The organism is Bacillus sp. FSL K6-1000 (genome assembly GCF_038630785.1).
Classification (GTDB): Bacteria; Bacillota; Bacilli; order Bacillales; family Bacillaceae; genus Bacillus; species Bacillus safensis.
In genome coordinates this window covers 3,340,232-3,352,723 of the sequence record NZ_CP152042.1, presented here as the reverse complement: position 1 = coordinate 3,352,723, position 12,492 = coordinate 3,340,232, and the positions used below count along the sequence as shown (strand labels likewise).

The 12,492-nt window shown below is 41.6% G+C and carries 16 protein-coding genes; 15 read left to right on the top strand and 1 reads right to left on the bottom strand.

What is annotated here, in order from left to right:
* Positions 1-83: 83 nt before the first annotated feature.
* From rpiB to MHI46_RS17390, 13 genes are all read left to right on the top strand, one after another.
* On the top strand, positions 84-533 hold the full coding sequence (rpiB, locus tag MHI46_RS17450) for a ribose 5-phosphate isomerase B (protein ID WP_058838556.1): 450 nt from the start codon (positions 84-86) through the stop codon (positions 531-533).
* Between the two features lie 12 nt (positions 534-545).
* Entirely contained in the window at positions 546-1,085 is a 540-nt protein-coding gene (locus tag MHI46_RS17445) for a TIGR01440 family protein (protein ID WP_342502971.1), read from the top strand.
* A 177-nt stretch (positions 1,086-1,262) separates the two neighbouring features.
* Positions 1,263-2,510, top strand: coding sequence for a serine hydroxymethyltransferase (gene glyA, locus MHI46_RS17440; protein ID WP_034281450.1), 1,248 nt, complete (start codon positions 1,263-1,265; stop codon positions 2,508-2,510).
* A 147-nt stretch (positions 2,511-2,657) separates the two neighbouring features.
* Positions 2,658-3,287, top strand: coding sequence for a uracil phosphoribosyltransferase (gene upp / locus MHI46_RS17435; RefSeq protein WP_003214553.1), 630 nt, complete (start codon positions 2,658-2,660; stop codon positions 3,285-3,287).
* A gap of 499 nt (positions 3,288-3,786) precedes the next feature.
* The gene (locus MHI46_RS17430; protein ID WP_024423731.1) at positions 3,787-4,170 is read left to right on the top strand and encodes an ATP synthase subunit I; all 384 of its coding nucleotides are present in this window, start codon (positions 3,787-3,789) and stop codon (positions 4,168-4,170) included.
* 7 nt (positions 4,171-4,177) lie between these two features.
* Positions 4,178-4,912, top strand: coding sequence for a F0F1 ATP synthase subunit A (gene atpB / locus MHI46_RS17425; protein WP_024423730.1), 735 nt, complete (start codon positions 4,178-4,180; stop codon positions 4,910-4,912).
* A gap of 48 nt (positions 4,913-4,960) precedes the next feature.
* Entirely contained in the window at positions 4,961-5,173 is a 213-nt protein-coding gene (gene atpE / locus MHI46_RS17420; RefSeq protein ID WP_003214968.1) for a F0F1 ATP synthase subunit C, read from the top strand.
* Between the two features lie 120 nt (positions 5,174-5,293).
* Entirely contained in the window at positions 5,294-5,815 is a 522-nt protein-coding gene (atpF, locus tag MHI46_RS17415; protein ID WP_034281220.1) for a F0F1 ATP synthase subunit B, read from the top strand.
* Positions 5,812-6,357, top strand: coding sequence for a F0F1 ATP synthase subunit delta (locus MHI46_RS17410; RefSeq protein WP_024426340.1), 546 nt, complete (start codon positions 5,812-5,814; stop codon positions 6,355-6,357). Before atpF ends, MHI46_RS17410 begins: the two co-directional genes overlap by 4 nt.
* Before the next feature lie 16 nt (positions 6,358-6,373).
* The gene (gene atpA / locus MHI46_RS17405) at positions 6,374-7,882 is read left to right on the top strand and encodes a F0F1 ATP synthase subunit alpha (RefSeq protein ID WP_039182105.1); all 1,509 of its coding nucleotides are present in this window, start codon (positions 6,374-6,376) and stop codon (positions 7,880-7,882) included.
* Between the two features lie 88 nt (positions 7,883-7,970).
* Complete coding sequence (locus MHI46_RS17400; protein WP_024423727.1) at positions 7,971-8,837, top strand: F0F1 ATP synthase subunit gamma; 867 nt, start codon at positions 7,971-7,973, stop codon at positions 8,835-8,837.
* 24 nt (positions 8,838-8,861) lie between these two features.
* On the top strand, positions 8,862-10,283 hold the full coding sequence (gene atpD / locus MHI46_RS17395; RefSeq protein WP_008354929.1) for a F0F1 ATP synthase subunit beta: 1,422 nt from the start codon (positions 8,862-8,864) through the stop codon (positions 10,281-10,283).
* Positions 10,284-10,307: 24 nt separating this feature from the next.
* On the top strand, positions 10,308-10,703 hold the full coding sequence (locus tag MHI46_RS17390) for a F0F1 ATP synthase subunit epsilon (RefSeq protein ID WP_003214592.1): 396 nt from the start codon (positions 10,308-10,310) through the stop codon (positions 10,701-10,703).
* 42 nt (positions 10,704-10,745) lie between these two features.
* Here the strand turns inward: MHI46_RS17390 and MHI46_RS17385 are convergent, their stop codons facing one another.
* On the bottom strand, positions 10,746-11,222 hold the full coding sequence (locus MHI46_RS17385; protein WP_047202610.1) for a hypothetical protein: 477 nt from the start codon (positions 11,220-11,222) through the stop codon (positions 10,746-10,748).
* Between the two features lie 170 nt (positions 11,223-11,392).
* Between MHI46_RS17385 and MHI46_RS17380 the strand changes: the two genes are divergently transcribed.
* Entirely contained in the window at positions 11,393-11,623 is a 231-nt protein-coding gene (locus tag MHI46_RS17380; RefSeq protein WP_024423724.1) for a DUF1146 family protein, read from the top strand.
* A 129-nt stretch (positions 11,624-11,752) separates the two neighbouring features.
* Positions 11,753-12,487, top strand: a complete 735-nt coding sequence (locus MHI46_RS17375) for a YwmB family TATA-box binding protein (RefSeq protein WP_048237641.1) — start codon at positions 11,753-11,755, stop codon at positions 12,485-12,487.
* Positions 12,488-12,492 lie beyond the last annotated feature (5 nt).

Genomic DNA, 12,492 nt, shown 5'->3' with positions numbered 1-12,492 from the left:
TAGGCAGAGGTTAAAATATAACTGTAAATAAAGAATGAATGTAAGATATAACAGATCAACTCACCCTTAGGAGGAATTGCCCGATGAAAGTAGCCATTGCATCCGATCACGGCGGAACGAATATTCGTGAAGAAATCAAACAACTGATGGATGAATTGAAGATTGAATACATTGATATGGGTTGTGAATGCGGATCAGGTTCTGTAGATTACCCAGATTATGCATTCCCTGTAGCCAATATGGTGGCAAACGGAGAAGTCGACCGCGGCATTTTAATTTGCGGGACAGGCATCGGCATGAGCATCTCGGCAAATAAAGTAAAAGGAATTCGCTGTGCATTAGCACATGATACATTTAGTGCAAGAGCAACTAGAGAACATAATGATACGAACGTTCTTGCAATGGGAGAGCGAGTGATTGGACCAGGATTAGCACGTGAGATTGCGCATATTTGGCTGACAACAGAGTTTACAGCAGGACGCCATGCTGTGCGGATTGGCAAAATTGCTGATTACGAAGAAAAGCACCTATAAGGAGCGCTTAACATGAACATTGGTCAAGATTGGCTTGAAATGTTAAAAGAGTTTCATCAAACAGTTGAATTGCGTGCCGGGCAAATTTTAGTCATTGGCTGCAGTACGTCAGAAGTGGCTGGTGAGCATATTGGTACTGCAGGGAGTGAGCAAATTGCTGCGTCCATCTATCAAGAATTGGATCAGTTAAGACAAGAGACCGGCATTGAGCTCGCCTTTCAATGCTGTGAGCATCTAAATCGTGCCCTAGTCGTTGAAGAAGAAGTGGCTTTCCGTTTTAACTTGGAGATTGTAGCTGCAGTACCTGTCCGTAAAGCGGGTGGTTCGATGGCGGCTCACGCGTATCAGCAAATGGAACATCCTGTATTGGTCGAATCCATTGAGGCGCATGCTGGAATTGATATCGGCGATACGTTAATTGGGATGCATTTAAAGAGAGTCGCTGTACCTGTCCGTCTCAGCCGTCATCAATTAGGACATGCACATGTGACTTTTGCGAAAACACGTCCGAAGCTGATTGGCGGAGAAAGAGCGGTTTATACAAGATCATAGCTTCGATATATTTCTAATATAATGTTGAATGATGAAGACGCTTTACCACTTGAATATTCGGGTTTTCATAAAAAAGAAGTCGATTTTCCAAAAAAAACTTTTACATTTTACTCAAAAACCGTGTACAATGAGATGGTGAAAACATCGAATGGAAATAGATTGGAGAGGATTTCGCTGATGAAACATTTACCTGAGCAAGACGCACAAGTATTCAAAGCAATTCAACTAGAGCGGAAACGCCAGCAGGACAAAATCGAATTAATTGCATCAGAAAACTTCGTAAGCGAAGCAGTCATGGAAGCACAGGGCTCTGTATTAACAAATAAATACGCTGAGGGTTATCCTGGTAAACGCTACTATGGCGGCTGTGAACATGTAGACGTTGTGGAAGATATCGCACGTGACCGCGCAAAAGAAATTTTTGGCGCTGAGTATGTGAACGTACAACCTCACTCAGGTGCTCAAGCGAACATGGCTGTTTACTTTACTATTCTTGAGCATGGCGATACAGTGCTGGGCATGAACTTATCACATGGCGGACATTTAACACACGGAAGCCCTGTAAACTTTAGTGGTGTACAGTACAACTTTGTAGAATATGGTGTAGATAAAGAAACTCAGCATATCGACTATCAAGATGTACTTGAAAAAGCACGTGAACATAAGCCGAAACTAATCGTTGCGGGTGCAAGTGCATACCCACGTCAAATTGATTTCAAAAAGTTCCGTGAGATTGCTGATGAAGTCGGTGCTTACTTTATGGTCGACATGGCTCACATTGCTGGTCTTGTTGCAGCAGGTCTTCATCCAAATCCAGTTCCTTACGCAGATTTTGTGACAACAACAACTCACAAAACATTACGCGGACCTCGCGGCGGAATGATTCTTTGCCGTGAAGAGTTTGGTAAAAAGATCGACAAATCGATCTTCCCTGGTATTCAAGGTGGACCACTCATGCATGTCATCTCTGCAAAAGCTGTTTCTTTCGGTGAAGTATTGAACGGAGATTTCAAAACATATGCACAAAACGTCATTGATAATGCAAAACAACTAGCTGAAACTCTTTTATCTGAAGATATTCAGCTTGTATCTGGCGGAACAGATAACCATCTTGTTCTCATTGACTTGCGTTCTCTTGGCATCACAGGAAAAATTGCAGAAAACGTTCTTGATGAAATCGGTATTACAGTGAACAAAAATGCAATTCCTTATGATCCAGAGAAACCATTTGTCACAAGTGGTGTACGTGTAGGGACAGCTGCAGTAACAAGCCGCGGTTTCGATCAAGAAGCGATGAAAGAAGTCGGTTCCATTATTGCACTTGCGCTAAAACATCATGAAGATGAAGCGAAATTAGAAGAGGCGAAAAAGCGTGTATCTGATCTTACGGCTCGTTTCCCTCTATATAACGAATTAGATTATTAAAAAACAGACCCATTTGCCTATTTTTGGCATGTGGGTTTTTTTTGTAGGATTTGCGAATCATATTGAAAGATGATGTCTTTTTATGTAGAATTGTAGGAAGTGTGCAAAGTTCACCGGAAGATGACAGAAAAGGAGTTGTAGCAAGCTATGGCAAAGGTTTATGTATTTGATCACCCGCTTATTCAGCACAAACTTACATATATTCGTGACGTTCATACAGGAACTAAAGAATTTAGAGAGCTAGTGGATGAAGTCGCAACATTAATGGCATTTGAAATCACAAGAGATTTACCGCTTGAAGAGGTAGATGTAGAAACACCTGTACAAGTAGCGAAATCAAACGTGATCTCAGGTAAAAAACTCGGTGTTGTGCCAATTTTAAGAGCAGGTCTTGGAATGGTAGACGGGATTTTGAAACTCATTCCAGCTGCTAAAGTGGGACATGTTGGTTTATACCGCGATCCGAAAACATTAAAGCCTGTTGAATATTATGTGAAGCTTCCATCTGATGTGGAAGAGCGTGAATTTATCGTAGTAGATCCAATGCTTGCAACTGGCGGCTCAGCAGTCGAAGCGTTAAACAGCTTGAAAAAACGCGGTGCGAAAAACATTCGCTTCATGTGTCTGATTGCTGCCCCTGAAGGTGTAGAAGAAATGCAAAAGCATCATCCAGATGTTGATATCTACATTGCAGCATTAGATGAGAAACTAAACGAAAAAGGTTACATCATTCCAGGTCTTGGTGATGCTGGTGACCGTATGTATGGAACGAAATAAGAAAGTCTTAATAAAAGCCCACATGCAAAACGTGCATGTGGGCTTTTTTGAAATATATGACAAACGGTTGATACCGTTCATAGAAAAATCATTGTATACTGAACATTGGCTGTTTTTTTCAATGAATGTCACATCTCTCCTAAAGTTTGATGAAATTGTGAACATTTTGTGTGCTCTATCACTATAGAAAAGTTTTTTAACTTTCAACCGATTGACACATCATAGACGCTATTGTATGCTAAACGAGGGTATTATGGTAAGGTTTTCATAGCCTATAGCACTCTACTAATCCTCATTGTGAACCCTTTAATAATCAGGGTTTGTATCAACGAATGAAGCAGCATCCCATAGATCTAAAGATTTCAAGTCTGATTGTGCAATTAGACCGATGGGTGATTGATTTTTTTCGAATAGGACGGCTTATCATAAGCGTCTTCTACGCAGTTTTCATCACCATTTATCACCTTTTTTACAATATTTTTCATCGGGAGTCAGATGAATGAACGATCCAAACGCGATTTTCCGCAGACAGAGTAAATACATGTTCTATCTATTGGCAATTTTTGTGTTTGGCTATGCCATGCCTGGTTTTAAACCACTGTTTCTTGGTTTCATTATCGGCACAATTTTTGCTTTCTTTAATTTATTCCTACTTATACGGAGAATGCACGCTTTTGATCGAGCGGTTAAAAAAGGAAAATCCATTCGTTCAATGGGAAGTACAGCCAGGTGGGCCAACGCGATTCTCGCAGTAGCGATTGCTTGGCGTTACCCTAATGAAGTTCATCTGGCAGGTGTTGTTATAGGATTAATGACAATATATCCTGTCATTATGATAGATTCCTTCATTCAACTTAAACGTTCTACTATGGAAGAGAGGTGAATACTCTTTGGGTCACAGTTCAAAAACTACAGAATTTTTAGGGTTAACGTTCAACTTATCCAATGTTCTCATGATTACGATTGCTAGTATCATCGTTCTTCTCATAGCGGTGCTGACTACTCGTGTTCTGTCTATTCGTCCGACTAAGGCGCAGAACTTCATGGAATGGATCGTTGATTTTGTTCGAAATATCATAGGTAGTTCGATGGACATGAAAACAGGAGCCCCATTTCTAGCGCTTGGCGTTACATTACTCATGTACATATTTGTTTCAAACATGCTTGGACTGCCATTCTCGATTACGGTCGATCACAACTTGTGGTGGAAATCACCAACTGCTGATCCTGCAATCACAATGACACTAGCAATTATGGTCATGGGACTTACACACTTCTACGGTGTCAAGGCAAAAGGAGTCAAGGAATATACGAAAGACTTCTTCAAGCCAATCCCATATTTAGTGCCGCTGAAAATCATTGAAGAATTTGCAAACACGCTAACACTTGGTTTGCGTCTTTACGGAAATATTTTCGCTGGAGAGATTCTTCTTGGGTTACTTGCAGGACTTGCGACCAATTTCTACACGCAAAACATTGCGCTTGGTATCGTTGGTACATTAGGTGCCATCGTGCCGATGATTGTATGGCAGGCATTCAGTTTGTTTGTCGGAACAATCCAGGCATTTATCTTCACCATGCTGACAATGGTGTACATTTCCCATAAAGTCAGCGACGAACACTAAAAAATTGAGAGTCCAAAAAGGACGTTATTTTAAAGGAGGAGCTTTTTAATGAATTTAATAGCAGCAGCAATTGCAATCGGTTTAGGAGCACTAGGAGCAGGTATTGGTAACGGTCTAATCGTATCTAAAACAGTTGAAGGAATCGCTCGTCAGCCAGAAGCTGGTAGAGAACTAAGAACACTTATGTTCATCGGGGTCGCTTTAGTTGAGGCACTTCCAATTATCGCTGTCGTTATCGCATTCTTGGCATTCTTTGGTTAATATGTGAGAAGCGTTCTAATATGAATTTTAATGGCGAAGATCAGATTAGTTCGAAACTTCGCCATTCCTTTATGTTTTGTTTCTTAACATATTATTTAAAGAAGGGAGTTGCCGTACTAAATGTCTCAGTTACCAGTGGTTTTAGGAGCAGGGGGCTTAAGCTTCAACGCCGGTGATATGTTATTCCAGCTTATCGCTATGCTCATTTTGCTTGCACTTTTAAAGAAATTTGCGCTTAAACCTTTATTAGGTATTATGAAGCAGCGTGAAGATTATATAGGAAATGAAATTTCAAGTGCTGAAGAAAAGCACGTTCAAGCTGAAAAGCTTCTTGAAGAACAACGTGTCTTATTGAAAGAAGCACGCGAAGAATCACATACACTCATCGAAAATGCGAAAAAGATTGGTGAAAAACAAAAAGAAGAGATCATTCAAGCAGCACGTCAAGAATCAGAGCGCTTGAAAGAGTCTGCTAGAACTGAAATCGTGAAAGAAAAAGAACAAGCTGTGGCTGCACTGCGTGAGCAGGTTGCATCACTATCTGTGCTGATTGCATCTAAAGTGATTGAAAAAGAACTTGATGAGCAGGCACAAGAGAAATTGATTCAAGAGTACCTTAAAGAGGCAGGCGAAAGCCGATGAGCGTAACTATTGTCTCTAAGCGTTACGCTTCTGCTCTTTTTGACATCGTTCTTGCTTCTTCGGCAGTAGACGAAACTGAAAAAGAGCTGAATGAGATCAAAAAAGTTCTAAAGGCTGACCAAGAACTCAATGACTTCCTTGTTCATCCAAAGATTACGGCAGACAAAAAGAAACAGTTGATTGCTGAAGCTTTCAAAGGTGTTTCTACTTATGTATTGCACACAATGTATTTACTGATTGACCGCGGACGCACGAATATTTTCTCTGAAATGACGTCTGAGTTTGTGAAACTTGCAAACCGTACGAAACAAATAGACGATGCGGTCGTGTATTCAGTGAAACCGCTGAGCGGTGCTGAAATCCAATCTTTATCTGAAGTATTTGCCAAAAAAGCCGGAGTCACATCACTGCGTGTTGAAAATGTGATTGACAAGGATCTAATAGGCGGAGTGAAAATCCGTATCGGAAACCGCATTTATGACGGCAGTGTCAGCGGAAAGCTTTCCCGCATTGAACGTCAGCTTGCAGGCGAAAATCGTTAGAAGGGGTGAAACCTTAGTGAGTATCAAAGCTGAAGAGATTAGCGCGCTGATAAAGCAGCAAATCCAAAACTATCAATCAGAAATTGAAGTAAAAGATGTCGGTACAGTCATTCAAGTAGGGGACGGTATCGCGCGTGTACATGGCCTTGACAACATTATGGCAGGAGAGCTGGTTGAGTTCTCTAACGGTGTAATGGGTATGGCTCAAAACCTTGAGGAGTCTAACGTAGGTATCGTTATTTTAGGACCTTACAAAGATATCCGCGAAGGTGACGACGTAAAACGTACAGGTCGTATCATGGAGGTTCCAGTAGGTGAAGAGTTAATCGGACGTATTGTGAACCCGCTTGGTCAGCCTGTTGATGGACTAGGTCCAATCTTAACAAGCAAAACACGTCCAATCGAAAGTGAAGCACCTGGTGTTATGGATCGTAAATCTGTACATGAGCCGCTTCAAACAGGAATTAAAGCAATTGATGCCTTGATTCCAATCGGCCGCGGACAGCGTGAATTGATCATTGGTGACCGTCAAACAGGTAAAACATCTGTTGCAATCGATACGATTCTAAACCAAAAAGATCAAGACATGATCTGTATTTATGTAGCCATCGGACAAAAAGAATCAACGGTTCGTGGTGTTGTTGAAACACTTCGTAAGCATGGTGCGCTTGACTACACAATCGTTGTCACAGCTTCTGCATCACAGCCAGCTCCACTTCTTTACCTTGCTCCTTATGCAGGTGTAACGATGGGTGAGGAATTCATGTATAACGGCAAGCACGTACTTGTTGTCTATGATGACCTTTCTAAACAAGCGGCAGCTTACCGTGAGCTTTCATTATTGCTTCGTCGTCCTCCAGGTCGTGAGGCATTCCCTGGTGATGTTTTCTATCTTCACTCTCGTTTATTAGAACGTGCAGCGAAGCTTAGTGACGAAAAGGGTGGCGGTTCTATCACAGCATTGCCTTTCGTAGAAACGCAAGCTGGCGATATTTCTGCATATATCCCAACAAACGTTATTTCCATCACAGATGGACAGATTTTCTTACAATCTGACCTCTTCTTCTCAGGCGTACGTCCAGCGGTAAACGCAGGATTGTCTGTATCTCGTGTAGGTGGTTCTGCACAAATCAAAGCGATGAAAAAGGTAGCAGGTACACTTCGTCTGGATCTTGCTTCTTATCGTGAGCTTGAAGCGTTCGCTCAGTTTGGATCTGATCTAGACCAAGCGACTCAAGCGAAATTAAACCGTGGTGCAAGAACTGTTGAAGTCTTAAAACAAGACTTGAACAAACCGCTTAAAGTTGAAAAACAAGTAGCGATTCTTTACGCACTAACAAGAGGATACTTAGACGATGTTGCCATTGCTGATGTTAAACGTTTTGAAGCTGAGTTATTCATGTACATTGAAGAAAACCATAAAGGCTTGTTTGACACAATCTCTCAAACAGGAAATATGCCTGCTGATGAAGAGTGGAAGACAGCAATCGAAGGCTTTAAACGTACGTTTGCACCAAGCAACTAATTAGTAATCTTTCCGAGAGAAAAAGATTCTCTTTTTCTCTCTTTTCACGTAAATGAACACGGATTCCTGAAAAAAGGTGGTGAAATCTTTGGCCTCATTACGCGATATAAAGTCAAGGATCACGTCAACGAAAAAATCGAGTCAGATCACAAAAGCGATGCAAATGGTATCAGCTGCGAAACTGAATCGTGCTGAAAACAATGCGAAGTCTTTTGTTCCTTACATGGAGAAAATCCAGGAAGTGGTTGCTGCAATCGCAACTGGAACAAGTGCTAAGCACCCAATGCTTCTTTCAAGACCTGTCAAGAAAACAGGGTATCTCGTCATTACATCTGATCGAGGGCTTGCAGGACCTTTTAACAGCTCGATTTTGCGTGCCGCTTACCAAACCATTCAATCTCGTCATCAATCCGCTGATGAATATGCGGTGATTGTCATTGGTAAAATCGGACGCGACTTCTTCAAAAAGCGTGGTATTCCAGTTATTTCTGAAGTAACAGGGCTTGGAGACGAAGTAGCGTTTGCTGATATTAAAGAATTAGCAAGCAGCACAGTTCAAATGTTCTCTGATGAAGCGTTTGACGAACTTTACATGTTCTACAACCACTTTGTCAGTGCGATTTCACAAGAAGTAACAGAGAAGAAATTATTGCCGCTAACGGACCTTTCGGCCGCAGCGACACCAAATAAACGTTCCGCATCTTATGAGTTTGAGCCTTCTGAAGAAGAAATTCTTGAAGTTCTCCTTCCTCAATATGCAGAGAGTTTGATTTTCGGTGCGCTTCTTGACAGCAAAGCAAGTGAACATGCTGCAAGAATGACAGCAATGAAGAGTGCAACAGACAACGCAAAAGAATTGATCGACAGCCTGACACTCTCTTACAACCGTGCTCGTCAAGCAGCGATTACACAAGAGATTACAGAAATTGTCGGCGGAGCAGCTGCCTTAGAATAGAAATAATTGTCAGGAGGGAATGCAATGAAAACAGGACGCATCAGTCAGATCATGGGACCAGTCGTAGACGTTCGTTTTGAAGACGGTCACTTGCCTGAGATTTATAATGCGATCAAAGTTTCGCATAAAGCGGAAAGCGAAAGTGAAGTTGATATCGACTTAACTTTAGAAGTAGCACTACATTTAGGTGATGATACAGTGAGAACCATCGCGATGGCATCAACAGACGGTGTGAAGCGCGGTATGGAAGCTGTAGACCTTGGAAAACCAATTTCAGTACCAGTTGGTAACGTAACACTCGGACGTGTATTCAACGTACTGGGAGATAACATTGACTTAGATGAGCCACTTGGTGTGGAAGCTCAAAGAGACCCAATCCACAGACAAGCGCCTTCTTTTGATCAACTTTCTACAGAAGTTGAAATTCTTGAAACAGGTATCAAAGTTGTTGACCTGCTTGCTCCTTACATCAAAGGTGGAAAGATCGGTCTATTCGGTGGAGCCGGTGTAGGTAAAACCGTTCTGATTCAAGAATTGATCAACAACATCGCACAAGAACACGGCGGTATTTCTGTATTCGCTGGTGTTGGAGAGCGTACACGTGAAGGAAACGACCTTTACTACGAAATGAAAGATTCTGGCGTTATCGAAAAAACAGCCATGGTCTTCGGCCAAATGAACGAGCCGCCAGGTGCACGTATGCGTGTTGCCCTAACTGGTTTGACAATGGCAGAGCATTTCCGTGATGAACAAGGTCAAGACGTATTGTTCTTCATCGATAACATCTATCGTTTTACACAAGCAGGTTCTGAAGTTTCAGCCCTTCTTGGACGTATGCCTTCAGCGGTAGGTTATCAGCCGACACTTGCAACAGAAATGGGTCAGCTGCAAGAGCGTATCACATCTACAAACGTAGGATCGGTTACATCGATTCAAGCGATCTATGTACCTGCGGATGACTATACGGATCCAGCTCCAGCAACTACGTTCGCTCACCTTGATGCAACGACAAACCTTGAGCGTAAGCTGACTGAAATGGGTATTTACCCAGCGGTTGATCCTCTTGCTTCAACATCTCGTGCACTTGCACCTGAGATCGTTGGCGAAGAGCATTATGCGATTGCACGTGAAGTACAGCAAACATTGCAGCGTTATAAAGAGCTGCAAGATATTATTGCCATTTTAGGTATGGATGAATTATCTGAGGACGATAAGCTTGTGGTACACAGAGCGCGTCGTGTTCAATTCTTCCTATCTCAAAACTTCCACGTAGCAGAGCAGTTCACTGGCCAAAAGGGTTCTTATGTGCCATTGAAAGAAACTGTTAAAGGCTTCAAGGAAATCTTATCTGGTAAATACGATCACCTTCCAGAAGATGCATTCCGCTTAGTTGGACGCATTGAAGAAGTGGTTGAAAAAGCCAAAGAGATGGGTGTAGAGGCCTAATCTGGTCCTTAGGAGGGTAAAAGCATGAAGACCGTTCAAGTCAATATCGTTACTCCCGACGGCCCAGTGTATCAAGCGGATGTGGAAATGGTCAGTGTAAGAGCAGAAAGCGGTGAGCTTGGTATTTTAGCTGGCCACGTTCCAATGGTTGCTCCGCTAAAAATCGGTGCAGTTCGCTTAAAACATAGTGGATCAACTGAATTGGTTGCAGTAAGTGGCGGATTTGTTGAAGTCCGCCCTGAACAAGTAACGATTCTTGCTCAGGCCGCTGAAACATCAGACAAAGTTGATGTTGATCGCGCTAAATCAGCGAAACAGCGTGCTGAAGAGCATTTGAACCACCCGAATGAAAGTGATGTACGCCGGGCGGAACTCGCATTAAAACGGGCGTTAAACCGTTTAAATGTAGCAGGGAAATAAAACAGAAAATCCTTCTTATCACAGTGATAAGAAGGATTTTTTTTAGGATAACATGAGAGATTGATACATCGACACATAAGGGTGAGTTGCTTGCTTTTCTAGATATAACTGCTCGCAAAATTGCGTACTGCAGTGCCATGTTTTATTGTTTCTGCGTAAGCCAAGCGTATATTGGTGCGAAGAGTCCATATAAGGCCGCACTACCCAGTCAGCATCTGAATGATGACGGATGACAACCTCTCCTAAATACACACTCATCATCACTTCTAATGCATCTATTGGCATTTTCCACTCAGCGAACAGCTGCTTAGTCAATGCATCAAAGTATAGTGATTCTAACTGATACAGGCTTTCCTCAGAGTAATCCAAAGAAATGTTATGAAAATGACACAATTGTGCTAATTCTTCTAGCTGTGTCTGTCTATAATCAAAGTAGAAAGCAATGGCCTCCCATTCATGATCAAATGAGGGAACCAATTCTCCGTACAAATCAACAAAGTCAGGAAAAGAATCTTTCAATGTGTTCAGCTCCTTCCACACGCAGTATATCATCTCCTTGGCATCAGGATAAGAGGGGATTCACACTAAATGTAGCTCTTTTTTCCAAATGATTCATCTTTCCGATTTTCGAGGATATAATGAAAGGGAGTTTTCCTTTACAGAAATAAATAAAAGGAGGATTCAACTGTATGGAAGACGTAGGACAACAAGCAATCGTGGGCATTGTGATTCACCTATTTTTTATCGCGGTTACATGGTGGGCACTGCTTGCTGTAAATATTGATCCACTCATTAAAAAAGGGAAAATCGTTCAAGCAAGGCTGCTGATGATGCTCATTACTATTGCCATCGCATCTGCGGTCAGCAATTTCTTCCTTGATTACTTAAATTTCTCCAGACAAATTCCTTATATGTTCTAACATAAAAGGTTTGGTCACGGCCTTCTGCGGGAACATAAAATGAAGGGTCAAAAGGTTGGCCTTTTGTTGACTTTTCCACGTATGCATTGACCTCCTTGCGGCAACACTTGTAGCAAGGGGGAATGACAGGTGAGAAAGTATTTGAAAGGTTGGCCATTATTTGCGTTTATTCTTTTTTTTGTTCTAATGATTCAAGGTGTTCGTGCGGAAGAATCTTCTCCGCTCACTCAAATAGCAGAAGGTTTGAAAAATCAGCAAATTGAAGTCGATGGATGGACCCTTCATGCCAAAACAAATGTAGATATTTCATCCGAACAATTTTCAAAAAAAGTGAAACGTTTGAAAGACGAACTACGACAGTATGAGTGGACCGAAAAAAAAGAACAACATGTCACCAAAGTCACAGGAATTTACAAAGATGAAAAAAATGATACAGAATCGAAAATTTTACTCGTAAAGACCGACACAAAATCAAATCAAAAGTCGTATTTATTATATGAGCAAAAAGGTGCTCGCCCACTGAATACTTGGGAGCATACATATGATCAGTTCGTACGTCATGCAAAAAGCATATTACAAGAGAAAATTGTAATTTTTACTTGTCTCGATGGTCATGTAAATGGTATGATGGATGTTGTTTTGCAAAAAAAAGCTGAAACGTTAGCAAATGAATTTCAAGCAAAACCAGTTGAGTATCTCGTTGAGTCTAATTTTGTGTCGCTTTCCGCTTACACAGAGAAGTGGGAACAGTTCATTATGACTTCAAATGATAAAATGAATGTTCAAATTGCCATCAGAAGTTCGGAAATGAACGAAAATCATACGATTACGGTTGGCACACCAATCGTAACGACTGAATATTAATATAG